The sequence below is a fragment of the Nostoc sp. LEGE 12454 genome, from assembly GCF_056620565.1.
Window position 1 is genome coordinate 1 of record NZ_JBWQXL010000034.1, and the last position, 24,504, is coordinate 24,504.

22 protein-coding genes and 1 pseudogene are annotated in these 24,504 nt (G+C 43.9%); 9 read left to right on the forward strand and 14 right to left on the reverse strand.

The genetic code is table 11. The features are described from left to right. Positions 1-232: 232 nt before the first annotated feature. Both AC1F2U_RS25670 and AC1F2U_RS25675 read left to right on the forward strand, forming a co-directional pair. Entirely contained in the window at positions 233-1,087 is an 855-nt protein-coding gene (locus AC1F2U_RS25670) for a sensor histidine kinase (protein ID WP_480263656.1), read from the forward strand. A 711-nt stretch (positions 1,088-1,798) separates the two neighbouring features. Next, positions 1,799-3,454 carry an alpha-keto acid decarboxylase family protein gene (locus AC1F2U_RS25675; protein ID WP_480263709.1) on the forward strand — a complete coding sequence of 552 codons (1,656 nt, stop codon included), beginning with the start codon at positions 1,799-1,801 and terminating at the stop codon, positions 3,452-3,454. Positions 3,455-3,929: 475 nt separating this feature from the next. On the opposite strand, the gene AC1F2U_RS25680 is transcribed toward AC1F2U_RS25675, so the two are convergent. Continuing rightward, complete coding sequence (locus AC1F2U_RS25680; RefSeq protein WP_480263657.1) at positions 3,930-4,196, reverse strand: hypothetical protein; 267 nt, start codon at positions 4,194-4,196, stop codon at positions 3,930-3,932. Between the two features lie 1,010 nt (positions 4,197-5,206). On the opposite strand from AC1F2U_RS25680, the gene AC1F2U_RS25685 reads away from it, so the two are divergent. Continuing rightward, positions 5,207-7,249, forward strand: a complete 2,043-nt coding sequence (locus AC1F2U_RS25685) for a GAF domain-containing sensor histidine kinase (RefSeq protein ID WP_480263658.1) — start codon at positions 5,207-5,209, stop codon at positions 7,247-7,249. 97 nt (positions 7,250-7,346) lie between these two features. Further along, positions 7,347-7,730 carry a response regulator gene (locus AC1F2U_RS25690; RefSeq protein ID WP_335130177.1) on the forward strand — a complete coding sequence of 128 codons (384 nt, stop codon included), beginning with the start codon at positions 7,347-7,349 and terminating at the stop codon, positions 7,728-7,730. A 40-nt stretch (positions 7,731-7,770) separates the two neighbouring features. Here AC1F2U_RS25690 and cheB read toward each other — a convergent pair whose 3' ends face one another. The 3 genes from cheB to AC1F2U_RS25705 all read right to left on the reverse strand — a co-directional run bounded on the left by cheB (position 7,771) and on the right by AC1F2U_RS25705 (position 11,703). Further along, positions 7,771-8,907, reverse strand: a complete 1,137-nt coding sequence (gene cheB, locus AC1F2U_RS25695) for a chemotaxis-specific protein-glutamate methyltransferase CheB (protein WP_480263659.1) — start codon at positions 8,905-8,907, stop codon at positions 7,771-7,773. Positions 8,908-9,090: 183 nt separating this feature from the next. Then, positions 9,091-11,424: a hybrid sensor histidine kinase/response regulator gene (locus AC1F2U_RS25700; protein WP_480263660.1), complete on the reverse strand. Its 2,334-nt coding sequence runs from the start codon at positions 11,422-11,424 to the stop codon at positions 9,091-9,093. 9 nt (positions 11,425-11,433) lie between these two features. Further along, positions 11,434-11,703, reverse strand: a complete 270-nt coding sequence (locus tag AC1F2U_RS25705) for a hypothetical protein (protein ID WP_480263661.1) — start codon at positions 11,701-11,703, stop codon at positions 11,434-11,436. A 78-nt stretch (positions 11,704-11,781) separates the two neighbouring features. Between AC1F2U_RS25705 and AC1F2U_RS25710 the strand changes: the two genes are divergently transcribed. Together AC1F2U_RS25710 and AC1F2U_RS25715 are read left to right on the forward strand one after the other, a co-directional pair. Then, positions 11,782-11,973 (forward strand): hypothetical protein, encoded by a 192-nt coding sequence (locus AC1F2U_RS25710; protein ID WP_480263662.1) that lies wholly within the window; start codon positions 11,782-11,784, stop codon positions 11,971-11,973. Between the two features lie 48 nt (positions 11,974-12,021). Next, positions 12,022-12,243: a hypothetical protein gene (locus AC1F2U_RS25715; protein WP_480263663.1), complete on the forward strand. Its 222-nt coding sequence runs from the start codon at positions 12,022-12,024 to the stop codon at positions 12,241-12,243. Positions 12,244-12,299: 56 nt separating this feature from the next. On the opposite strand, the gene AC1F2U_RS25720 is transcribed toward AC1F2U_RS25715, so the two are convergent. From AC1F2U_RS25720 to AC1F2U_RS25735, 4 genes are all read right to left on the reverse strand, one after another. After that, the gene (locus AC1F2U_RS25720) at positions 12,300-13,757 is read right to left on the reverse strand and encodes a methyl-accepting chemotaxis protein (RefSeq protein ID WP_480263664.1); all 1,458 of its coding nucleotides are present in this window, start codon (positions 13,755-13,757) and stop codon (positions 12,300-12,302) included. 183 nt (positions 13,758-13,940) lie between these two features. Then, the gene (locus tag AC1F2U_RS25725; RefSeq protein WP_480263665.1) at positions 13,941-15,002 is read right to left on the reverse strand and encodes a chemotaxis protein CheW; all 1,062 of its coding nucleotides are present in this window, start codon (positions 15,000-15,002) and stop codon (positions 13,941-13,943) included. Beyond that, the gene (locus tag AC1F2U_RS25730; protein WP_480263666.1) at positions 14,992-16,554 is read right to left on the reverse strand and encodes a CheR family methyltransferase; all 1,563 of its coding nucleotides are present in this window, start codon (positions 16,552-16,554) and stop codon (positions 14,992-14,994) included. The genes AC1F2U_RS25725 and AC1F2U_RS25730 overlap by 11 nt, the downstream gene beginning before the upstream one ends. A 4-nt stretch (positions 16,555-16,558) precedes the next feature. Further along, positions 16,559-16,750, reverse strand: a complete 192-nt coding sequence (locus AC1F2U_RS25735) for a hypothetical protein (protein WP_480263667.1) — start codon at positions 16,748-16,750, stop codon at positions 16,559-16,561. Between the two features lie 91 nt (positions 16,751-16,841). Here AC1F2U_RS25735 and AC1F2U_RS25740 point away from each other — a divergent pair, with 91 nt between their 5' ends. Together AC1F2U_RS25740 and AC1F2U_RS25745 are read left to right on the forward strand one after the other, a co-directional pair. Then, entirely contained in the window at positions 16,842-17,042 is a 201-nt protein-coding gene (locus AC1F2U_RS25740) for a hypothetical protein (RefSeq protein WP_480263668.1), read from the forward strand. Positions 17,043-17,309: 267 nt separating this feature from the next. Next, on the forward strand, positions 17,310-18,869 hold the full coding sequence (locus tag AC1F2U_RS25745; protein WP_480263669.1) for a hypothetical protein: 1,560 nt from the start codon (positions 17,310-17,312) through the stop codon (positions 18,867-18,869). A gap of 41 nt (positions 18,870-18,910) precedes the next feature. Here AC1F2U_RS25745 and AC1F2U_RS25750 read toward each other — a convergent pair whose 3' ends face one another. From AC1F2U_RS25750 to AC1F2U_RS25775, 6 genes and pseudogenes are all read right to left on the reverse strand, one after another. After that, positions 18,911-19,432 carry a hypothetical protein gene (locus AC1F2U_RS25750; protein WP_480263670.1) on the reverse strand — a complete coding sequence of 174 codons (522 nt, stop codon included), beginning with the start codon at positions 19,430-19,432 and terminating at the stop codon, positions 18,911-18,913. 280 nt (positions 19,433-19,712) lie between these two features. Beyond that, positions 19,713-20,321 (reverse strand): glutathione S-transferase family protein, encoded by a 609-nt coding sequence (locus tag AC1F2U_RS25755; protein WP_480263672.1) that lies wholly within the window; start codon positions 20,319-20,321, stop codon positions 19,713-19,715. A 329-nt stretch (positions 20,322-20,650) separates the two neighbouring features. Beyond that, positions 20,651-21,388 (reverse strand): SDR family oxidoreductase, encoded by a 738-nt coding sequence (locus AC1F2U_RS25760; RefSeq protein ID WP_480263673.1) that lies wholly within the window; start codon positions 21,386-21,388, stop codon positions 20,651-20,653. 164 nt (positions 21,389-21,552) lie between these two features. Continuing rightward, positions 21,553-21,768, reverse strand: coding sequence for a hypothetical protein (locus AC1F2U_RS25765; protein ID WP_480263674.1), 216 nt, complete (start codon positions 21,766-21,768; stop codon positions 21,553-21,555). A 34-nt stretch (positions 21,769-21,802) separates the two neighbouring features. After that, positions 21,803-22,792 carry an adenosine kinase gene (locus AC1F2U_RS25770; protein WP_480263675.1) on the reverse strand — a complete coding sequence of 330 codons (990 nt, stop codon included), beginning with the start codon at positions 22,790-22,792 and terminating at the stop codon, positions 21,803-21,805. Positions 22,793-23,118: 326 nt separating this feature from the next. Continuing rightward, positions 23,119-23,487 (reverse strand): annotated as a pseudogene (locus AC1F2U_RS25775) (DUF6398 domain-containing protein). Between the two features lie 335 nt (positions 23,488-23,822). Here AC1F2U_RS25775 and AC1F2U_RS25780 point away from each other — a divergent pair. Further along, positions 23,823-24,329 carry a hypothetical protein gene (locus tag AC1F2U_RS25780; RefSeq protein ID WP_480263676.1) on the forward strand — a complete coding sequence of 169 codons (507 nt, stop codon included), beginning with the start codon at positions 23,823-23,825 and terminating at the stop codon, positions 24,327-24,329. Positions 24,330-24,504 lie beyond the last annotated feature (175 nt).

Consider the following 24,504-nt stretch of genomic DNA (forward strand, 5'->3'; position numbering starts at 1 on the left):
CTTTAGAAGCTTTTAAAACAGCTATGTCTTATCGATTTTTCGATTGGTTGACCCTTAACCGTGACGTGTTTGCTGCTTATAAAGCCAGTTTAGGCTTTATTTGGGCTTAGTTTTTGTTTAAGTCCCGTTAGGAGCCGTTGATTACATTCCCAAACCCTTTGAACAAGCAGAAGTGATTGCCAGAGTGCGAATGCATTTGCAACTGAAGCAATTGACCGATAATCTTGAACAAATGGTTACAGAGCGAACTACAGCGTTACAAAAGGCACAAGTGCAACTGGTACAACAAGAAAAGCTTTCAATGCTTGGTCAATTGGTAGCAGGTGTAGCACATGAAATGAATAATCCGATTAGCTGCATTGTTAGCAATATTCATCCTGCTCAAGAGTATATTGCCGATCTCACTCATGTCCTGCAATTATGCCAGGAAAATTATTCCCAACTACCGCCTGTCATTCAGAATGCGATCGCTCAAACAGATTTAGACTTTCTCTTAGAAGATTTACCCAAGCTCCTCAATTCCATGCAGGCTAGCACAGAACGAATTAAAGAAATATCCGTGTCGCTGCGAAACTTTGCCCGGACTGACACATCGGTAAAGGTTAAGTTTGATGTTCATGAGGGACTTGACGATACATTATTAATCCTGCGACATCGTTTTAAAGGGTTGGGACAGCGACCTGAAATTAAAGTCGTTAGAAAATACGCTTCCTTACCAAAGGTTGAGTGCTATCCAGGACAACTCAATCAAGTGTTCATGAATATTTTAGCTAATGCTGTAGATGCTTTAGAAGATGTTTGGCAGCAGGGCAAGCGAGTCAATGATTCCCTAGCAATCAGCATCTTTACAGAGGTGTCCAGCCCTGGATATGTAACGATTCGGATTGCTGATAATGGCATTGGCATGACAGAGGAGGTGAGGCAACAAATTTTTAATTATCTATTCACAACGAAAACAGTTGGTAAGGGTACTGGACTGGGATTGGCGATCGCTTATCAAATTGTAGTAGAAAAGCATGGTGGAGCAATGAAGGTTAATTCCACACTCAATCAAGGAACTGAATTTGCAATCATGTTGCCTTTGTAGGACTTACATAGTCAATCACAACCCACGCCATCCCCATCTCGATCAAACCCGTGCGGGTCTGGTGGAATCACTCGCTTCTCTGCGGTAGGAAATATCAGGGCAATTCAAGTCTGCCGAATTGGGTGGAATGCAAATATCCGGGTAAGACGGATCGCACTGTTGCACTTTCGCTTAGGTAAATGCATCCTCGCTACATCATTTTACTGTGGGATTGTTGTTCTTAATTACGAGCCAAAACGCAACTAAATATTAGGTAAATAGTATTATATAATGGTATTTACTATGGACAAATCGGGGACAACATTAATTGTCTCTTATACAATTTACTTATATCAAAAACTGCTCCAGCTTTCGTCTAGGGCAGTTTTATATTGCACGCTAGAAGCCAGATTCACAACTCTGACTTTCCACATCCCGTGAAAAGTCAGCCAGAGTACTGCGAACAAAAAGTGGCATACCTGACAACAGTTTCAGTTTCAATCACTGATACACAGTATAATAAACAGTTATTCCACATTTTTTCTATTCACCATGACTTCAATTCCGGCTTGAATGATTAGGTCAACTGTACTAATCTAGTCTCAATTCAACTAAAAAGCGGACGTTATTGAGAGGCTTAACGGCAAAAGTCACAATCCTATTCTTACTTCAGAGATACGTATCTCAGTTATAGTTTTCATACCCTAAAGGGGTAAAATTTTGGCTAAGACAATGGCAAAGTTCACTGTTAGCGACTATTTATTGCTTCGTCTGGAGCAAATCGGCATCAAGCATATCTTTGGCGTTGCTGGAGACTACAATATGGAGTTTCTCGACTATATTGTTAACCACAATGGCATCGATTTAATTCCTACTTGCAACGAACTTAACGCATCCTATGCTGCCGATGGTTATGGTCGGCTTAATGGTGTTGCGGCATTAGTAACTACGTTTGGTGTTGGTGAACTCAGTGCTATTAATGGTGTCGCTGGCGCTTATGCTGAACACGTTCCTGTTGTAGCGATTACCGGTGCTCCTGCAACTAAAATTCAAGCTCTTGGTTCACTTGTCCATCATACGCTTGGTACTGGTGATTTTTCAATATTTGCCCGAATGTATCAACAGGTAACGGTGGCTCAAGCATATTTAACAAACGAAAATGCAACAACGGAAATTGACAGAGTTTTAGGTATCTGTTTGCTGAAGAAATTACCTGTTTATATTTCCATACCTATGGATGTTGCTCTGGCAGAGGTGTCTGCACCGTCTGATTTCTTTATACCCCCTGTATTTCAGAGTGATGGCGCTACAATAGCAGAAATAATTGATGTCTGTGTAAACATACTGGAAAAAGCTTCCCAACCTGTGATTCTTGCTGATATTGGTGTAGCTCGCTATCATTTGCACGAACAATTGCGAGAATTGCTAACAGCTACTGGATACCCTTATGCCACGATGAACATGGGAAAAGGATTGCTAGAAGAAACCCACCCCCAATTCATCGGCATATATAATGGTGCTGCCAGTGAAGAATCTGTCAGAAAACGTATTGAGCAGGCTGATTGTGTTTTAACTATCGGTGCTTTGATGACTGATTTCAACACAGGCAAGTTTTCTGCCAAACTCGATCCCAGCCAAACTATTGAAGTGCATGGGCAGTATGTAAAAGTTAAACATGCTTTATACAACAATGTCGCTATGGCAGATGTGCTTTCTGCTTTAAGCCAACGGTTGCAGCACCGCGATCCTCAAACGCTTTACTTCAAATCAGCAACAGAGAATTTAGATGCTGGTTTTATAGAGCCTATCGTTGGCGGCTCTTCGGCACCGATTACGCAGCAGTATTTTTGGCATAGATTTGCTCATTTTCTTCAAGAAGATGACATTATTGTTGCTGAGACTGGAACTTGTTTGTTTGGTGCCTCTATCGTTCCTTTACCAAAAGGAGCTACTTTCGTTGGGCAAGTACTTTGGGGATCGATTGGTTACTCTGTTGGTTCATTACTTGGTTGTGCCATCGCCGCATCACAACGTCGCTCTATCCTACTGGTTGGTGACGGGTCTTTCCAAATGACTGCACAAGAACTTTCAACCATCTTACGCCATAATCTAAAACCGATTATTTTTTTGCTCAACAATGATGGATATACTATAGAGCGTGATATTCACGGTGAACGTATGCCATATAACGACATTCAACCTTGGAATTATCATCAGCTCCCTAAGGTTTTCGCTGGCAATGGCTGGGGAATTAAAGTTAGTACCGAATCCCAGTTAGACGAAGCATTGCAAACAGCTCAACAAAACCGTGACCAACTTGCTTTTATTGAGGTTGTAATGGATAAAATGGACAGCCCAGAGGTTCTGTTGAAGATGTTGCAGCAATAAAGCAACATACTGCTTCATTAACTTACATTTAGTTCTCTACCTTGGCTTGATTTATTAGGTACAGAATACGGTAACGCTTTGTGTTGTTCCATCAAAATTAGAGATGTCCACCCCTTAAGTTCTAACTGTGCTTGAGCCAAATTTTATCAACTAGTTTTATATCATGTCCGGTTAAAGACTTATCATTAAGACCGCAGAGGGGCAGAGGAAAGGGGTTTTTGGGCTTTATGCATAGAGAAAGGGAATTATAACTAATTAGCCGGACATGATATTACCAAGCGATTTTTCATTTTCTTTTTAGATAAGGAGCGACACCGATACGACTTAACAAAATATCAAGCAAACCAACAATTTTTTCATTGCTGCCGCAATTGAATATGATGTATGCTGCTTTCGCCAAGCAAAAAGGTAAAAAGGTAATACCTTTTACCTAAAAATTAACTTTCAGATGAAGTGACTAATGCCTACGCACTCTTTAATTTTTGGCATAGTACCAGTGTACTACGAAGCAAGCAAGCGATCGCTGATTGTCTAATCCCCACCAAAGTACAACTGTTGTTCCCCCCGCGCCATAACGAAAACCACAGTTCACCACTTCGTCAGCATCAATGGTTCTGCTTTGGAGGTGTTTTATATTGATAGCTATTCCTGGCAATTTCGGGTGATTAGTCCTGATGGTGCGGTGTTTAACAGTAAACAGTAAACAGTTATCGCGGTTGATAACTGATAACTGATATAGCAATCCTATTTGAGTTGTGAAAACTATCGAACCGCCAAGTCGCCAAGAGCGCCAAGAAAAGAAACAGAGAATTTTACAAATGATTTAGGATTGCTATAACTGATAACTAATAACTAATAAATTTTTTTGTAGGATTAAGAGGAATTATCCCACTATAACCGTTTGTAGTATAAGACCTTGAGTTTTGATTACTATAAGCGTTTTTTAATATTTGACAACCCCGTTCCTGAAGTTTTTAGCGGTTCTGGCGGAAACCACCGATGATGCGATCGCACTCCCAATTTTCCCCTTACGGAGCAAGCAGTATCTTGGTAAGCGCGATCGCTAACTGAAGAAATTCTGTCCAGCTTGGAATAGTTGTGTTTTGAAGCTTTAACCTATAAAATTTTTACGTTTTTTCTATTCTCCATAACCTCAATTAAGGCTTGAATGATTAGGTCAAATGTACTAATTTAGTCTCAATTCAACTAAAAAGCGGAGATCAATTACGATCGATCATACTGGTATCGTTGTCAGTGTTTCGGGTCTCACTAATGCTTTGTTTCTCCTTACCGAACAAGGCTTTTTAGTCAAAATTTTATTTTGTAGAATCACTTACAGCATTGTGGCATTGCTTCTTTGTTGCATTCTGATAGTATTTCCAACTCCAGAACCTCCAACACTAAAACACTTTCATTTTTGACTCGTCTTCCCAAATGACTCAAAGCGAAATTGGACAAAATAGTGGTACAGGATTAGAGGTTAACTTTGGTGAAAAAGCTAGTGCAATATCTCCAAGGCACAATTGAAGTCACAAGCAGTCAGGGCTGGATAAGTTTTACAATCCACCTGCCATTAACAGCATCGAAGTGAACGGCGTTATACTTGAACTCGCATTCATAATTTGATTTAAAATATTGCTACCAAATAAGAGTTTATGAAATCTAAAGCTTCAGAAAAACTTAGAGTAGCGATTGCAAATGCACCTGTTTCGCTGTCAAATTAGCGATCGCACCCAAATATAAAAAAAAACTATGAAAATCCCTGATTTATTACTTGATTCCATGCTCCCCTGCACAACGATGCCCTGCACCAGCGAACTGACACGCCTCAAAGCAGTGTATCAGTTTCAGGGTTTGGATACTGTACCGGATCGGGCATTAGATGACTTGACAGCACTGGCGGCCGATCTGTGCCAAACTCCAATGGCACTGGTGAGTTTTATCGGAGCCGAGCGCCAGTTGGTTAAGTCTAAGGTGGGAATCACATTAACAGAAATTCGACGAGACCTCACGTTTTGTAACTACACCATTCGCCAGTCAGATGTATTTGTGATTCCAGATACCTTGGCTGATCCCCGCTTTGCCACCAATCCCTTCGTTATAAATGCTCCTAATATCCGATTTTATGCCGGAGTCCCCCTGGTAACAACTGGTGGTTGTGTCCTGGGTACACTCTGCGTCATGGACTTTGAAGCGCGCGATCTGAGCCAGAAACAACGGAAAGGATTGCAGACACTCAGCCACCAAGTAATAGCGCAATTGGAGCTAAAGCGCAACACCACGAAGCTGCGTCAAATGATCCCGGAAATCAAACAACTAAAACAGCAATTGATTACTCAGGAATTGGTTGGTCAACAAGATTCAATTCTGTTTAATCTGGCAAATCAAATCCGTAATTCTCTGGATCTGGACACGATTTTACAAACGGCAGTAAATGAGATTCATACTCTGTTGCAAGTTGATCGCTGTGACTTTGTGTGGTGTCTGCCCAACAAAGATCGGTTCAACTTTATGGTGACTCACGAAGCGACTAACCCAGAGATTCAAATGGCGTTGGGGGAACTTTCCCTTAGTCCAGGCTCAGTTCTGGCAGAAACTATCTTAAATCTAGATATGCTAAGGATTGAGGATGTTTCTACTACCTCAGAGGCACTCACCCCGGAGGATCGCGCCCTACTGCATCAACTGACAGTAACCTCGGTGCTGTTGCTGCCACTGAGAACCCATTCTGGTCAATTGGGTGCTATTATTTGCCATCACTGTCGCGGTTCGCGCCAATGGACTGATAGCGAAGTCCGGTTACTCAAAGCTGTCACCGATCAAGTAGCGATCGCTCTCGATCAGGCAGAACTACTTGCCCAAACACGAGCAACCGCCTTTGCCGCTCAAACTCAAGCCACCTATTTAGGAAACGCCCTGAGCCAGTTACAGCAAACCCAAATGCAACTGGTACAGCAAGAGAAGATGTCGAGCCTGGGACAATTGGTGGCCGGAGTTGCCCACGAAATCAACAACCCAGTCAACTTTATTAACGGTAATATTGCTTATGCAACCAACTATGTTCGGGATTTGCTGGAACTATTGCATCTTTATCAGGCAACCTATCCCAATGGAACTGATGCTATTCAGGAAAAGATAGAGTCCATCGATCTTGATTTCTTAATGCAAGATTTGCCTAATCTATTGTCGTCGATGCAAATGGGTGGAGAACGAATTCGGCAAATTGTCCTGTCTCTGCGGAACTTCTCGCGCCTGGATGAAGCCGAGATGAAACCTGTAAATATCCATGAAGGGATTGACAACACGTTGTTAATTTTGAAGAGTCGCTTGAAATTAACTAGTGCCAAGTTTGAGATTCAGGTGATTAAAGCATACGAAAATTTACCGCCTGTTGATTGTTATGCGGGGCAATTGAATCAAGTATTTATGAATCTTTTGGGTAACGCGGTCGATGCCTTAGATGAAACGCCTAATCCGATCATTACCATTCAAACAGAACTCATTAGTAGAGAAAAATCGGGTAGTTCTGATCTATCCCAACCCTCCCACGCAGATAGTGTAGTGATTCGGATTCGAGATAACGGATCTGGGATGACAGAAACAACCCAGCAAAAACTGTTCAATCCATTCTTTACGACCAAACCCATCGGTAAGGGAACCGGGCTGGGGCTGTCCATCAGCTATCAAATTGTGGTTGAAAAACATGGCGGCATTTTAAAATGCTCCTCAGAACTTGGAAAAGGCAGCGAGTTCTGGATTCAAATTCCGGTTGAGCCTCTGGTTAAAAGTACTTGAAGTGTGTATAAAATTATCAAAATATCAATTGTTCAAGTCTTACTTTGGGAATGCTAGGCTAAACGCCAACGATGATAAACTCATCGACTTGTAAAGTATGTCTAATGGTACGACAAGCTCACCGATTGTTCTCGCGCTTGATGACAGCCCTGTGATTCATCAAATGATTAAACGAGCGTTAGAACCGGGCTATCAAGTAATAACAGCCGCTAACGCACTTGATGCCCTGTCGATCATTTATCATCAACCGATTTCAGTCTTGCTATTGGATGTGCAGATGCCGGATGTAAACGGGTTGGAGTTTTGCCGCACGGTGCGGAGCCTGCCGCAATTTCAGCATTTGCCTGTGATTATGGTGACTTCTCAAGATTCCCCCTTCGACCGGGTGAAGGGTCATCTGGCGGGTGCAACAGAATATCTGATCAAACCTTTTGATGCTGAACAATTGCGCGAAGCTGTACGAAAATTTATTGGCTCCTAGATATTACACAGAGATAAAACGTCAAATGGACAAAAGATGTCTAAGAATGTTTAGAGTTGATGTAGCAGATTCGATTCAATAGCATGGGAGCAATTTCGCCGATCGCCAAAATATGTTGGGCGGCTCCCAGAGCGATCGCTTCTTTGGGCATTCCGAAGACAACGCAGGTTTGTTCATCCTGGGCAATGGTAGTGCCTCCGGCTTGGGCGATCGCTTGTAATCCATCTGCGCCATCTCGTCCCATGCCAGTCAGCAAAATACCAACCGCCGAGCGTGGGTAGCAGGTGGCAACGGCTTGAAACAAAGCTGTAACGGAGGGACGATGCCCGGAAACGGCAGGGGTGCTGACGGTGGTTAATCGCCCTTGAGTGTCGAGTTGCAGGTGTTGTCGTTCGGGAGCAAAGTAGACAGTACCCGGTTTGGGAAATTCTCCCGGTTGGGCGATCGTCACGCGCAGGAAACATTCTGCTGCTAGCCAATCTACCAGTCCTTGCAGAAATCCTTCGCTGATATGTTGGACGCACAGAATGGGTACGGGAAAGTTTGCAGGCAGTTGTTTTAGAATCGTGTACAATGCCTGGGGGCCGCCTGTGGAGGCTCCGATCGCCACGACTTTAGGCAGGGAGAACGGGGAATTACGAATGGGGAATTGCGAGTTACTGACAGGTTTTGGGCTAAATAGTTCTGGCTTTTTTTTAGGGCTAACAGGATGCGTTCTAGGTTCTACCGTCGCAGTTCGGGAAGTGTGGCGAGTAAAGACTGTAACCCCTGCCAGAACTTTGATCCGGTTGATTAATTCGTGCTTAACCTGTTCATAGTCTGAAAGTGAGTCAATGCTGGGTTTGGGAAAAACATCCAAAGCACCCGCTTGCAGCAGTTTAAAAACATTACGGGAATCTTCTTGAGTGTTGACGGAGGTGCTGATTACTAGAATGGGGCGGGGATAGTCTGCCATAATCCGGCGGGTTAGTTCCAGTCCATCCATTTTGGGCATGTGTAAATCAGTGCAGATTACCTGGGGCTGTGCGGCTGGAATTCGCTCCAATGCTTCTACACCATTGGGAGCAGTTCCCACCACATCCACTTCCGGGGAACTCGCCAGAATCCGCTTGAGGATGGTTAAGGCGACGAGCGAATCCTCCACCAGAAAGACGCGAATCGGGGCAGAGTTTTTCATCAATTGACAGTATAGCAAGGGACTGGGGACTGGGGGCTGGGGACTGGGGACTGGGGACTGGGGACTGGGTGAAAAGTCTTTTTGTGTCTAAGTTTTATCATCTGTTGATGTCCTAATCACCTTGGCTGTTGCTATAAGTTGAGATTTTTACGAGATAATTATTGTTCATTCATCTGAAAACCTCTACACTAACCGTTTGAGGGTTGACAGCAAGGCTTCTTGATTAAAGCTGCCTTTGATAATGTAGGCATTGGCTCCGGCTTCCGCACCCCGACGTTTATCTTCATCGCTGGCAAGGGAAGTAACCAGGATAATTGGAAGTTCGCTATATTCTTGATATTGGCGGATTTTGGCAGTTAACCCTAAGCCATCGAGATTTGGCATTTGTACATCGCTAACAACGGCATCAACGGTGTGCGATCGCAGTTTGTTCAATCCATCCAAACCATCCACAGCAGTAATTACTTGATAGCCTGCGGTTTCTAAAATCCGCTTTTCTTGCGTGCGTGTGGCAATAGAATCTTCGACTAATAAGACGGTTGGTTTTGTGGGTGCAAGTTGACGAGTTTGGGTAGAAGAAATGGACTGCGATCGCGATCGGGCTGACTTTACCAAATCCTGGGGATTCAGCACCATACACACATCTCCAGTACCTAAAATTGTTGCTCCAGAAACATTGCGGACTCGTTTAAGTAACTGACTTTGGGGTTTAATTACTACATCTTGCTCATCCACTAAGGCATCTACCACTACACCCAGTTGTGCTTGCCCAACCTGAAGAATAATACAGGAAAGTGCCGTTTCTTGAGTTAATCCAGATGGCATCGGGGGCAGTTCTAATAGATCGGCCAACTGCACAATCGAAATGGGTTGGCCATCCCGAATTATTGTGTCACGTCCCTCCAAGGGAAAAATCTCTTCTGACTTGATCAAACAGGCGGTTTGCACAAACTCCACTGGGATGGCATAGGGCGTTTGGTTCACTTGCACAATCAAGACATGGGCGGTTGCCAAGGTGATACTGAGATTGACGCGCAGTGTACATCCCAGTCCGGGAAACGATTCTACCTCAATCGTACCTTTCAATTTCTCGACATTGGTTTGCACCACATCCAACCCCACACCCCGTCCTGAGACTTCTGTCACCAGGGGGGCTGTTGAAAACCCCGGTGCGAAGATCAACGCTTGGATCTGGCTGGGAGTCATTGCTGCCGATTCTTCCTCCCCGCAAATGCCCCGTTTCACCGCTATTTGTTTGATTTTATCCAGGTCAAGTCCCCTGCCATCATCACTGATTTCCAGCACAATGTTAGTGGGAGTCTGGTAAGCCCTGAGCCGAATCGTTGCCGTTGTTGGTTTTCCTAGCCGTTCCCGTTCCTGTGGTGGCTCAATCCCGTGATCGATCGCATTCCGCAGGATGTGCATTAGCGGATCTTTCATTTCTTCCAACAGGCGTTTGTCGGCAAGGGTGTCTTTGCCTTCTAGGATCAACTCCACCAATTTTCCCTGCTGCTGCGCCAGATCGCGCACCATCCGAGGAAAGAGGTTGAAAATCGTTGCAAAGGGTAGCAATCGCAGGGTACGAATCCCCTCTTCTAGATCGCTACTTAGTTGTTCCAGTCGGGTTGTGTCTTCTGAAAGGGAACTCTGCAAGGTTTTCACCAAATGGCCCAATTGCTCTAATCGTTTTTCAGAGTGATGATGAAAAGTTTCTAGACGTTGCAGGGCGACATCACCTTGTTGCTCTCGGCTGAACGCAAACCGATTAGTGAATAAATCTCGATTCCATTCTTCCCACAGATTGGCGATCGCCTCAATTTCTCCCAGCCGATGAGCAATCCGAATTTTGGTTACAGTTAACTCCCCGGCTTGCGTCATCAATGTATCTAGGTGGCGAGTGCCAACGCGGATGGTTTCGATGCGGTAGCTATTGGTGGGGGATTTTGGATTTTGGACTTCGGCTGCGCTCAGTCGAACGATTTTGGATTTTGGATTTTGGATTGCTCCGTTTTCCTTTGGCTGTTGATTCTTATCAACAGTATTGTTTTTTACTGTATTTATGACTTCAATACTGTTGACTTCTGGTTCCTGAATTGAGTTATCTTCCCTTTTTCCCGGTTGCGCTCCCATCAATTCGGCCAGAACAGAAAAGGTATCAACCCTGGCAGGTTCTCCGGTGACGGCTTCATGAACGAGTTTGCGGATAGCGGCGATCGCATGAGCGAGGCGTTCATAGGGTGAGTCTGTTGTACCATTGCCCAACGAGGACGCAGGGTTTTCTTGTTGCTTGAGTTGAGTCAAAACATGCTCAATTTGATGTGCCAGAGTGCCTATATCTTTGATTCCTAGCATATTGGCATCGCCTTTGAGTGAATGCGCCTCTCGCATCAAGGCTTCCAGGACAGCCAGATCGTCGGGATGGTTTTCCAGATGCAGTAATCCATCATCCAGGTTTTGCAGATGTTCTTCGCTGGCTACTTTGAAAACGTCTCTCAGTTCTTCATCATCGATCATCATGGTGTTATCTCAGGGGTTAGGGGGCACTTTGCTGGGGGATGGATTTTTGATTGTGGGTAGTAGAATGCCTAGAACTCGGTTGTCAAAAGAGGCAAGGGAGCAGGGGGCACTTTGCTGGGGGAAAAACTGAGACAGAGCTTGTACTCCGCCCCAGTTCAAGCGGACAAAGAAGGACGGGGCTTCATACCCAGGAAACTTCTTTGACGGTTCAAAGATTTTCATGGCGACATCAAAGCTCATTTTGTATACTTCCAAGTCTTTAATTGGTTCTTTTTCCATTCCCCTCTGCTCCCTGCTCCCTGCCCCTTTTCCTCTTCATTAAATGGTTGCCTTGAGTGCTTGCGCTGACTCGTTTAGTTGTTTAGTACCAGAGCGGATCTGGCTAATGCCACTGGTAGTTTCACGCGCAGCAATATTCAGGTCATTCATGGCAGAGACAATTTGTTGAATGGCGATCGCTTGCTTTCCATATTGTTGTTATCTTTTGTGAGTGAACGAGTTCAAGGATTTCCAGATATTGCCATCACACAATTTTGGATTTTAGATTGACCCCATAAAGCTACGGTGTACACACAAGTCTCTTGATCTGCGCCTTTGTTGCATCGACCTGCACCTTTGTTGCATCGACCTGCACCTTTGTTGCATCGACCTGTACCTTCGTTGCATCGACCTGCACCTTTGTTGCATCGACCTGCACCTTTGTTGCATCGACCTGCACCTTTGTTGCATCGACCTGCACCTTTGTTGCATCGACCTGCACCTTTGTTGCATCGACCTGCACCTTTGTTGCATCGTTACGCTGTAACTCTAAAAAACTAGTAAGCTTCACAGCAGGAGGAAGGGGTCATTTCCCCCTGCCCCCCGCCTCTGATTGATTACACAACACTCTGTAATTTGTCGGCTGCATCATTGAGTTGGTGAGTGCTAATGCGAGTCTGACTGATGCCGATGGCTGTTTCTCTAGCAGAGCTATTAAGTGCATTCATTGCCTGTAAAATTTGCTGAACCGCAGTGGATTGCTGGCTAGCGTTTAGCGAGATTTGCTGAATATTCAACACCATCCGGTTGACGGACTCGGTAACACTGGTAAAGACCTCCACCGTCTGCTTAGTTATTGCCGCCCCCTGTTGAGCAGTTTTTGTACTTTCATCTGTCATCACAACGGTTGAGTTGATGGCGGATTGAATATCATTGACCAGCACATTAATTTTTTCAGCCGATTTCTTGCTCTGGTCTGCCAGTTTGCGAATTTCGGCGGCGACGACTGCAAAGCCCTTGCCTTGTTCCCCGGCGCGGACTGCCTCTACTGCCGCATTTAGCGCTAGCATATTGGTTTGATTTGCCAAGTCACTCACCAACCCGGAAATACTGCCAATTTGCTTTGTTTGTTCGTTCAGACGAAGCATCTGGTCTGCTACCGCACTGACTCTGTGGCTCAAGGCTGCCATTCCTTCCAGGGTGCGGTTCAGTGATTGATTGCCTTGATCTGCCAAATTTAAGACCTGTTGAGCACTGGTTGAGGCAGTGGATGCTTGCTGGGCAGACTGTTGGGCAGAGGCGCTGAGTTCGTCCATTGTAGTGGTGGTTTCGCTGACCGAGACTGCCTGTTGGTTGGCAGTGCGCTCTTGTTGCTCGATTGTGGCGGCAATTTCAGCCGTCGAGGTGGCGATCGCACTGGCTGATTGATTTATCCGTTGAGCAGTGCGGCTAATTATCCAGATGCCAGTCAAAACCGACAACAGCAAGGAAAATCCAGTCGCGGACAGGATGGTTAGCTTGAGTCTATCAAGCGCTGCTTGCTGTTGCTTGGCAGCCACAATCACATTCTGGTCTTCTCGGCGCTGAACTTCATCGATCGCACTTGTCAGGTCATCAACCATACTGCGGGCATTTTCGTTACTCCAGGTTTCAATAGCTTCCTGAACCTTGCTTTGATTCACTTTGCCAATCAAATCATCCTCGACAACCATTAAATTATTTAGCAGCCCCTCTAGCCTGGTTAATGACTGTCGCTCTTGGTCTGTTCTGGCAAGCGACATTAGCTTTGACAAAAGCTCGTTGAAGCTTCTTTGAGATTTTTGGTATTCGTCAAAGGATGTCTGATTTTTTTCTAACAAATAGCCCCGAACTGACTTAGAACCTCTTTGTACATTCGTGGCAAGGGCATTAATCGCTGAATTAACGTTATAGGAAGAAACTAAATCTTGCGCTCGCTGACTCACCAGGTTGATATTCATAAATATCAGCCCCGCAGAAATTACCAACGCCAGAATGGGAACCGCATAGCTGCCCATAATCCAGTATCTCAGTTTCCAATTTCGCTTACTTTGCATCTTGTTATCTCTTGTGAGTGAATGAGTTCAAGGATTTCCCAATATTTCTATCATTTGTAATCTTTGCGATCGGACTTTATTCTGTAGTTTCTCGGCTGCGTTATCTCTGCCAGTTTGCTTTGAATCTCATCGATAATCTGCTTGGCTTTATTGGAACGAAACCTAATCCTATATCTATAAGCGTTAGACTTCTTCATTGACAACTAACACCTCTGAAGTGAGCAATTTAGACAAATTGATGATGCTCATCATCCGATCGCGATAAGGTGCGACACCCTGGAGATAGTCGTCCTTGGCAGAATTCAGGGCAATTGGAGCCGTGGTCATTTGGGAGGGATGGATATACGTCACATCAAAAATGTCATCCACGGCAATGCCCGCCACTCGTTGATCCAAACGCACGACAACGGCTTGCTGATGCAATCGCACCCCATTCATGGGCAGATCGACCACATTATTGATGTTAATTAAGGTGACAATTTCGCCCCGCAAGTTGATGTTGCCAACAATGTGCGGCGGACAGCAGGGAATCGGGGTAATCTTGTGAATCTCAGTAAACTCATGCACCGTTTCCAAGCCAAACCCAAAGTACTCACCCCCTAACCCCACAACCGCTAGAGGCAAAAGCGATGTTGAATCCTCCTCATTAATCGAACATCGGAGAGCTTCAGTTCGCTCTTGCAAAATCTGTCGCTCCTGCGAATCGAAACGATCGTATAAGCCCTGATTTAGCGCTGAATCAGAGGAATGTTTTAGTGCGTCATTGACTGAGCCGTTGTTAAAATCAGAATTTAGATTGAAAACAGTCTCTATAAAGGCGTGTTGCACCAACAGTTCGGGATTGAGCAATGTAACGATGCCCTCCTCAACGTTGGCAATGCCAGTCACCAATCTATCCGGCAAACTCTCTTTTGATTGATCGCAAACATTGGCAGCGATCCGATCGGGTGCGATCGCTTGCACGCTATCCACTTGATTGACGATGATTCCGATTCGTTGAGTTTGCCACTCCAGGACAATCATGCTGTCAGTCAATTGAAAAGGGGGACGTGCTTGTTCTAAACGGTGATATAAATCCATCACGGCCAGAAACTTCGTTCGCAAGTTAATTACGCCTAAAATTGTGCTGGGAGTTTCCGCGATCACAGTCACTTCTGGCAGAAAGAAGAGTTCTTGCACGGCTGTAGCCGGAATGCCATAACGTGAGTGATTGAGATTAAAGATTAAATAAGATTCATGGCTCATAACTAGTTGAATTTAAGTGCTTAAGAACGTGTGCTTTTAGTTCAGCAGTGGTTTGCTGGTTATGGGAATCGATCGCTTGTTGGGGTAGATTTTGCAAAATTTCTAGAAGCGATCGCCAGGTTTTTTGAGCCTGTTTTTCATTTCCCTCTCGTTCGTATATAGAACCCAATTCCAGGTGAGCAGTAACAGAATTAGGAGCGAGATAAATAATACGTTTTAAGAATAATTTTGCACTGTAGCAATCTCCTTGCTCTTCGGCAATTTGAGCCAACAAATGATAGGGTTCGATCGCCAATGGATCGATCTGGAGTGCCTGCTGACACGCCTGATTCGCCTGGGAGTAATCGCCAAAATTCGCGTAAGCTTCTGCCATCAAACAATATGCCTGAAAGTGCTGGGGGGCAACAGCAATCAGTTGTTCCGCTATTTGAATGACATCGGCATAAGCTTCTTGAATTAGCGATTCCTTGGCTGCATCTAAAAGAGTTTTAGTGTTTGCGCTCACGTCGAACCCCGTTCCCAAGCTTGGGAGAGAGGGAGAAGAAATTTCGGTTTCCCTGCTCTTAATGGCAACAGGTGTTATTGTATTTAAGACTTTGCTATGCTCGTCTAGTGAAGTATGCTTTTGATAAACCACAGATTGCGGAAAATTTTTGACTTGAAACGGTTCAATTGTTTGTCCGTGTAATTCCGTGTGGCCTGTGAGGAGAAATCCTCCTGGTGTCAGAGAGCAGTAAAACTTGTCTATAACTTGTGCGATCGCGTTGAAGTCAAAATAAATAAACACATTGCGGCAAATAATCAAATCGAAATCGTGAATGCTGGACGCGTAAGCCGGATAGTTATCCTGCATCAGGTTTCCAGGTTGAAACGTCACCATTGCTTGAATAGCAGGATCGATTTTCCAACCTTGTTTGTAGGATCGAAAGTAGCGATTTTTGATTTCTGGAGTGGTTGTCCGAAAAGACCAATCGCTGTAAATTGCTTGTTGAGCCAGTGCGATCGCGGGTTGATTAATATCTGTGCCTAAAATTAGAATGTCCCATGTCTGATTGTCATGGATTAGTTCCTTCACCAGAATCGCAAGTGAGTAAGCTTCTTCACCAGTCGAACACCCGGCACTCCAAAGCCGTAATGTCGGCCGATAAAATTCTCCATTAGCAGCGTTGCACTGAGTTAAACCAAGCTCCCGTTTGCGCCCGATTAACTCTGGGAGCAGCTGATTTTTGAGCAGCGACATCTGCCCCTGATCCCGAAAAAAATAAGTTTCAGTGACAGTGAGTAAAGAGATTAGTTCTTGCCACTCTGTCGCACCAGGAACTAATTGATTTCTTGCCACCAAGAACTGATAGTAATCATTGAGTGAGCATAATCCCAGCGCCCGGATGCGAGTTAAAAGATTTTTCTTTAATGTATCTTGATAGTGTGGCTTGATGTGAATACCGAATGTATCAGCAATCAGAGCAACCATCTGTGACAAACTAAAGTCATCACTGTGTTGAGAATTGGATTCAAATAAAATGGGGCGATCGCCGCTAATCTGATTTATCACTACATTATTTTTGAGCCGATACGCTTAGGTTTCCCATTTCAATCTCTTTATTCGGATTTGGGTAGGCTCCATTGGTATACACGAGTTTGTATCCAGGGATTTCCATGACCTCTGCGTTGGGGTCGGTTGGAGGTAAGAGAATTTTCTCCCTTGGATCATCCAATTGGGCTTCTTGAAGAGAAAGTGTGGCAATCATATTCTGTGTGCCATGATGATTTCGATTGTCTAAATTTTTTTAGAGGCGATTGCATTTCTCTTGGGACGCGCCGAATAATTCACAGCAGATTGTGACTTTTCCTGATGGTGAAAGGCTTTTGGTCAACAACACCGATTTAAATGCCGCAATTGTGTCTGAATCGAGTGAACGGACTTACCCAAAAGAGTACACCGAAGCGATCGCTGCTATCGAAGAACGCCATATATTGGCGAAGTTTCCGCAGTGGGGTATCGTTTGTGTGGATGGGACGCTGGTGAAGTGGAATGAGTAGCGTTCGTCGTAGTTTGAGGGCTATCTTTGTAAAGGTTTGTAAAATTTTTAAGTTTTTGCAAAAAATTTGAGTTTGAGAATGAAGTTTTATTAGGTTAATTGCTAAATAATAAAAAGCTTGTAACCTGATTGATAGTTAACTAGTCTTTAATACTGGTAATAGTTGTGGAGGCGTGTAATATTTAGCTGGCGTTTTACTTGTTGAAGAAGTTTATTTAGTATCGCTATAACTAGGGACAGAAAGTTTTATTTAATTTATTTGACTTGTGTGAATATTAATCAGCCGCTTCAGTACATTCTCAAACTATGCCTTCTGGCAACAATTATTAACAGTCTGCCTGTCAATGTTGTTGCTGCTGAAGTACAAACTTTTGGACAAGCTGGTAGAAATGGTGTAGATGGTCGGTCTGGACGAGATGGGAACTCTGCTACCAAGCAAATAATTCGCGCTAGCGAACAACTACAAACGATTGACCTCTCCGGTACGGATGGCGAAGCGGGAGAATCTGCTATTTCTGGCGAACAAGCTTCTGGATGCCAACAGCCCCAGAATGTGACAGCGAATGTATGCGGTGCCAAAGGCGGTAATGGTGGTAATGGTGGTCATGGCGGTCATGGCGGTCATGGCGGTAATGCTACTGTTTACTTTGAGTCATTATCTCAACTCAAAAATGTGGTGTTACGCAATCGGGGCGGGAGGGCAGGTGTTGCAGGAAAGGGCGGACAAGCAGGTAGTGGATGTAACTGTACTCAACCGCGCTGGACTGTAAATTATTGCACTTGGGCATTGATGGTGCAACAAATCAATGTAGCTAATGCCGAGTGGAAAGAAATTAAAAGAGAATTATTTCGCTGTTCGGGTGATGCATTCTATGACGAACAACAAAATCGACCCCAGCAGCTTCCAAATTTAGATCCAAACTACCGCTATGGCTGGAAATATATTGGTCTATCACAGCAGAGAAATTTTACTTGTGAGAATGGCCTTATTGGTCAACCGGGACGCAACGGTAGAGATGGGGAACCTGGTAGTTACGGTCAAGTATTGTTAGTCAAGGGTAGAGAAATTTCTCAAGAACAAATTAGTTATAGCAATCGCGTTAGCCTGTTAGTCGATCGAAGCATTGGGCTGATCAAGAAAAATTTGTCGAAAAAAACGGGACTACGGAGTCTACTTGGTACTGGTTCGGATGTCCGAGATAGTTATCGTTTATTAGAAACCGTCCAAAGTTCTTTTAAAGTGTCTTGGCAAACTGTTAAACGCCCACAAGATTTAGGAGATCCTCCGCTAAAAGCTGAAATTACTGAATCGGGGAAATTGCAATTTTATATTCCAGGCACATTGGAATATAAACTTAATAATTCGCAAAACCAAACCGAAATTGCAATTACTGGAGGTATTCACCCTAAACGTTTAGGACGTTTTAAATTTAAAGGATTTGATCGCTTCCCCGATCCCCGCAATTTTACTCTTTTAGATGAAGGTAAGCTTCTGGGCGAGTTAAAAACGGTTAAATTGACAATTATTTTGTCCCAGAACAACTCCAAAGTCAGCGAGATGTCTTACCCACTTGTTCCACATCGACCCTATCCTCACTGGGCCGATGCTTATCAGATCAATTTGGGCGATCGCTTTGATTCTTGGCTTCAACCAGGGCAACCTGTTGAGTATGAAATTCGCATTGAACAAACTACCCGTTCCGGAGTCACCTATACATCTGGAATGAAAATTGGTTTCGTTGTAGATAAGGTTACTCATTCTCCCGATATTCAATACTACTCAGGAACGAAACTAACAAATCTCTTAAGGCTTATAATACTACAGTGATAATGATTCTGTGACTGGAAATTACTTGTGGAAGGTGTAGATCAAGATTCCCTTGCATTGATACCGCGCAGCGATCGATTACTTTCTAAGAACGGGGATGCATAATCTGCGACTCGATCCCATCCCCACTTATAAGCAGTGTCAACTAAAATTTCTTTACCATTTCGGAACTTAATAAATTCCTGCCCGCGGTCGTAAAATATGTCTGCAACCAGTTGATTACGCTCGTCGTAACCCCACTTATCCACTGCTGCCCTCCACCAGCGCTTTCCACGGGAAAGCAACTGTTCAAGTTCTAAATACTCCGGCTTCCAGTACTTGGTGCGCCATTGATTTGCCAGTGCCTCGATTAGTATCGCAGTCGGGTAGATCGGCTTTAGGTTTTCTTCGAGCCAGAGTATATAAACAATCGCGCTCCTGAAAGCATCTTCTAAACAATAGCTGGATGCTTCTAGGGTGTCTTGGAGTTGCTCGTCACTGAAATTTACGCCGAGCGATTGCAGGGCGGGAGCGTACAAATCAAATAATTCTTGTTCTACTGAATCGCCAGACCAGAACCACATAAGAAAAAGAAAACTCCTGCTGGGTGGCTAAATAAAATTTAGCATTTACCGTGGGAAGTGTTGATCTAGGGACAAGTAGCGATGTCTACGACGGGCTACGCCTACGCAAAACTTTGTCTACCTGAACTTGAATAACTCAATCGCCTCATGATCCAAGCAGTTTGTAGGTCGATTGTTACTTCATTATCTAAAGTATAGAGGAATACCTGTATTTGGCTAAATCAACCCGCATTTATGCAACGCCAAAAACTGAAAGTCAATTAAAGTAAGCTAAATTGCTTTATGCTTTTGGCATGGTAGAGTCAACCGACTTACGTTGGTGCAATACCTCAAACCATTGCCTCAATTTAGGATACTCTTGCTGCCAATTATTGCCAAATCTGAGGCTGTAGTAACCCAACCCTGATATAGCTGCCACATCAACAGCACTTAGAGTTTCATTTAATAAATAGGCTGAGTTAGTCAACTTTTGCTCAAAAACACTTAAAAGGCGATTAATGCTGGACTGATATTTAGCTTGGGTGCCAAAATCAGCTTGATTTCCTTTACGGGTTTCGTACCACAATCCCACAACATTGTCTATCAAACTGTCTGCTAACTCTTCTCCCTGACGACAATACAAACGCTCAATGCGATTGCTAGGATAAAAACCCGGCTGAGGATAAGTCTCGTCTAGATACTCCACAATCAACGTTGAATCCCAAAAAACGAGGTCATTTTCATCCACCAATACCGGAACTTTCCCAATGGGAGATAAACTTAAGAATTCTGGAGATTTATTGTTAATGTCTGTTTCTTTGGGTTCGTAAGGTAGCTGCTTCTCTGCCAGGACAATTCTCACTTTCCGAGCGTAAGGTGAACGCTGTGCATAGTATAAGATTCGCGCCATATCGCTGTGATAAATTCAGTATTGTGATTTCCTATTTTAAATAGATTTGATGCATGATACTGTGATTGGTTTGTTCATCAATCGAGAAGAGTTTGGGCTTGCTGTTTAACACCCAGATTTCCTTGTCTAGAGCGTTACCAAGCCCCGCTGGGGCGGGTGTGGGGTATAGGGTGTGGGGTGTAGAGGAAAATAGCCCCAACAACCCTTGGGTAAAAGCCCCGTCTTTTAAGGCGATTGCAAAGGCCCAAGGTTTCAAGCCCTACCAATGCCGTCTTCACTACACCCTGCACCCTACCCCCTACACCCAACTTCATGACCCTGCAATATAGTTAACTTGATGACACCTCAACGACATTTTGGGCAAAGCTTTTATAAGCATCGCCCATTTGTTTAGCCACCGAGTCAGGAAAGACGTGAAAATCCCCAGCTTTGAGAGCTTTTATTATCCCGTCTGCCACAAGTCTTGGTGGCTGTGCAACCTCACTCATTCCTGCCGCATCGCTCATATCCGTAGCAATCGGGCCAGGGTGAACACTTAGCACAAGCGTGTCCTGCTCACTCAATAGTTCTCGTAATGCCTGGGTGATTGAATAGGCCGCAGCTTTTGAGGCACAGTAAGTACCAGAGTCGGGGAAACCTTTGAGCGAAGCAACAGAATTGATTTGGGCAAAGACACCACCTCCATTGGCTTTGAGTACCGGGGCAAACGCCTGAGCCATGTAGATCAATCCATATACATTGATCTTCATCTGAAATTCGAGAGCGGCGATCGCATCCTCAGCTAGGGGAGTTCCAGCTTGAAAGACTCCTGCATTATTGACAACTATTTGCACATCTGGGGCAGTTTGAGCAGCAGCAACAATAGATTGGGGATCGCCTAAATCAACTTGAATTGGTACTACCCGTAAGCCGTATTGTTCAACCAATGAGGAGACACTGTTGAGCTGACGAACAGCCGCATAGACTTTGGTGGCTCCGTGTTCAATAAACGACTCAACTATCGCCTTGCCGATGCCGCGATTTGCGCCCGTAACCAAAATGGTTTTGTCTTTGATGTCGTAGTTCATTGGGATTTCTCCTTATGGTTTTCCACGATCTGAAAAACCTTGGACAATCGCTCTAAGTTAGGGCAAAGAAATTTAGCTGCTCTCTTGAAGAAAGACTGCGGCTTCCACCGCTCCTTCTAGGATGGTATCATCATCCATTATGCGAATCTAGCAACACCGATTTTTTAGCCGTCTTTGAAGTTTGTGCTTTTGGACATCTCTTCCCAGGCATTTAAAGTTGTTATTAGGGACTGAATATTAGCGGTAAAAGTATTACCATTGTTAATTACTTGTCGTATCTCTTCACACATTGGGTATTGATCTACCCCACTCAACCTTACCCAAGCTTTAGATCCGGTAAGTGCAACAAATAGCTGGTTGCGAAGGCTTATACTTGGCATAAAAGTTGACCTCTCAAAACTTTTCAAACACCCTCTAAGCAGTAACTAATGCCTTTAATTCCTCAGTTTTTAATCTTGGCCCATAGGATGTAACAATCTTAGAAGCTGCGGCCGATGCTAATTTTCCGGCTTCTTCATAGCTCATACCTTGGGTAATTCCATAGAGGAAAGCTCCTGCATACATATCTCCTGCTCCCACTGTATCTACAGCTTTTACTTGAGGTGCAGTGATTTCGATTAATTTCTGACCGTCAAATACTACTGACCCCTTGGCACCGCGAGTAATGGCAAATTTCTTACTCAGGGTTTTTAGTTTGTCTACAGCTACTTGAAAATCTTCTGTATCTGCTAGTTCTAATGCTTCACTTTCATTAGCAAAAATCAAGTCTAAACCAGGCCCAATGATGTCTAATAACCCATCTTTAAAAAATTTCACCATGTTGTAATCAGATAGGGACATGGTAGTTTTTACTCCCGCTTTTTCAGCTATTTCTCTAGCCTTTATAGCTGCTTCTTTTGCTGTGGGAGAAGTCACTAAATATCCTTCTATATATATGTATTCTGAATTAGCGATCGCTGATGATACTAATTCTTGTGTAGAAAATTCTTCAGTAATTCCCAAAAATGTATTCATGGTGCGATCTGCATCGGGAGTTACTAACACTAAACATTTACCTGTAATTCCTGATTGGCGGTCGCCATTTTTTAAGTTGGTATCTACCTGAGAGTTGAGTAAATCTTCTATGTAAAAGTCTCCAAATTCGTCATTAGCCACTTTGCAGGAATAAAAAGCTTTTCCTCCTAGTTGACTAATTGCCACTATCGTGTTAGCGGCTGACCCTCCACAACTCTTATGGCAATGAAGATTTTTGAGATTTTCCAAAATATGATTTTGACTCTCTTCGTCTAGGAGTGTCATTACACCTTTATCAATCTTTAACTCTTGCAGTAATTCTAGAGATACTTCGTATTCTATATCTACTAAGGCATTACCTACACCATAAACATCATATTTATTGCCCATTGTTTATCTCCAAGAATAACTTCTGTCTGACTTGAACAGAATTGATAATAACAGATAGGCAGCAGATAAAAGTTGCTCGATCTTAATTTCGTATACCCACATTTTTTTATGGTCTTTGAGCTACAGCAGTTTTATCGGGAGCAAAGAAAATTCTAGCTGAAAGCGGGTTGTTCATTTTCAAGTAGGGCTTGTTGATTCAGGAGTAATCACTCCTGGGAATCGTTTATCAGTGGTAAATAGGGAATTAAACCTGTGCGGAATGCCTTTTCTTGAATTTCGCTCTGAGTATAACGCGCATCCATAGGTAATCCATTGACGGAAATTAACTAAGCAGTTGGATGCTTATCTAGTCGCCTGGGCAAACACCAAGCCGTGTCATAGTAGCTCATTTTCATTGCGTCCCGAATTGCTTTGGATTTCCTCTGTTCGGTACTTTCCGCTACGCCAAAGACTTGGTAGAGTTCGCTAGCTTTAATATGGGAGTCTGGGAGGAGTCGTAGAGAAAGTTAACCATACCGAGGGCGTGGACGGATACCACAAGGCCATGACTTGGCTTGCCCAGTTGCTAGGGGCGAGGGACGCTTGTGGCACAGATCAACCGCGAACTGGCGCGACATCTCTGCATATTCTGTGTTGAGATGTTGAGAGCAGAAGGCATCGGTGAGGCGAGTGATTTCCTCAAATTTCCTTTCCATCTGTAGTAGAATCTTTCAAAGAAAGCAGGGTAACTGAGGGAACAGGAGAAGCAGAAAGCAGAGTTATCAGGTGAATTCATGAGTCTTGAAGACTTATTAACGGAGTTTAAAGGTGGATTCCTCCAGTTTAAAAATCCATTTTAATTTTAACTTTTCACTAGATTTTGCAGGTCAGAAAGTATCACAAACAACAAAACTTTTCTCAATCACCACACTCAAGAAAACTTTTCGAGTTATTCAACACTGTTAGGATTGATTTAAAGACTTGTGGAATCTGCTCTTCCTAAACAGACTGGACTTGCATAAATTACTATCAACAATTTTTGAGTCACATCATGAACCGCTTTACTTCTATTTTGCTCGCAGGCTTGATAGCTTCTGCTTCAGCTTTGGCTATTTCTCCAAAAGCTGATGCTAATACACCAGCATCTTATCTTGCTGAGTTAGATAACTACATCTCTCAACGCAATGATGATGGGAAGTACGAACTTCATAGTCGTCACCACAGAAATGGTGACTATGACCGCCAGAACGACCTTCGGAACATTCGTGACGATAATAACCGTCGCTATGACCGCGATAACAATCGTCGCTATGACCGCGATAATAATCGCCGTTATGACCGCGATAATAATCGCCGTTATGACCGCGATAATAACCGTCGCTATGACCGCGATAACAATCGTCGCTATGACCGCGATAATAATCGTCGCTATGACCGCGATAATAACCGTCGCTATGACCGCGATAACAATCGTCGCGATGACCGCGATAATAACCTTCGCAACATTTATGACAATAACCGTCGCTATGAGCGCGATCGCAGCTGGGGTCGTGATTAATTCCTTTGCCCATTTATTAAGCTTAGTTCCAGGTGAACTGAGCATTAATTCTACCTGGTAGTAGGACAAACACAATCTCTTTTTCCACTCATTTTAATATCTGACTTTTTACTCTTATCTAGAAAACTTCGCTTCTATTCCCTAGTAAGAAAGCTTGCTGAGGGTTTAGGTTTAG

Coding starts and splice junctions, on each gene's coding strand:
- AC1F2U_RS25670 (WP_480263656.1), top strand. CDS start 233: ATGGTTACAGAGCGAACTACAGCGTTACAAAAGGCACAAGTGCAACTG.
- AC1F2U_RS25675 (WP_480263709.1), top strand. CDS start 1,799: ATGGCAAAGTTCACTGTTAGCGACTATTTATTGCTTCGTCTGGAGCAA.
- AC1F2U_RS25685 (WP_480263658.1), top strand. CDS start 5,207: ATGAAAATCCCTGATTTATTACTTGATTCCATGCTCCCCTGCACAACG.
- AC1F2U_RS25690 (WP_335130177.1), top strand. CDS start 7,347: ATGTCTAATGGTACGACAAGCTCACCGATTGTTCTCGCGCTTGATGAC.
- cheB (WP_480263659.1), bottom strand. CDS start 8,907: ATGAAAAACTCTGCCCCGATTCGCGTCTTTCTGGTGGAGGATTCGCTC.
- AC1F2U_RS25700 (WP_480263660.1), bottom strand. CDS start 11,424: ATGATGATCGATGATGAAGAACTGAGAGACGTTTTCAAAGTAGCCAGC.
- AC1F2U_RS25705 (WP_480263661.1), bottom strand. CDS start 11,703: ATGGAAAAAGAACCAATTAAAGACTTGGAAGTATACAAAATGAGCTTT.
- AC1F2U_RS25720 (WP_480263664.1), bottom strand. CDS start 13,757: ATGCAAAGTAAGCGAAATTGGAAACTGAGATACTGGATTATGGGCAGC.
- AC1F2U_RS25725 (WP_480263665.1), bottom strand. CDS start 15,002: ATGAGCCATGAATCTTATTTAATCTTTAATCTCAATCACTCACGTTAT.
- AC1F2U_RS25735 (WP_480263667.1), bottom strand. CDS start 16,750: ATGATTGCCACACTTTCTCTTCAAGAAGCCCAATTGGATGATCCAAGG.
- AC1F2U_RS25750 (WP_480263670.1), bottom strand. CDS start 19,432: ATGTGGTTCTGGTCTGGCGATTCAGTAGAACAAGAATTATTTGATTTG.
- AC1F2U_RS25755 (WP_480263672.1), bottom strand. CDS start 20,321: ATGGCGCGAATCTTATACTATGCACAGCGTTCACCTTACGCTCGGAAA.
- AC1F2U_RS25760 (WP_480263673.1), bottom strand. CDS start 21,388: ATGAACTACGACATCAAAGACAAAACCATTTTGGTTACGGGCGCAAAT.
- AC1F2U_RS25765 (WP_480263674.1), bottom strand. CDS start 21,768: ATGCCAAGTATAAGCCTTCGCAACCAGCTATTTGTTGCACTTACCGGA.
- AC1F2U_RS25770 (WP_480263675.1), bottom strand. CDS start 22,792: ATGGGCAATAAATATGATGTTTATGGTGTAGGTAATGCCTTAGTAGAT.
- AC1F2U_RS25780 (WP_480263676.1), top strand. CDS start 23,823: ATGAACCGCTTTACTTCTATTTTGCTCGCAGGCTTGATAGCTTCTGCT.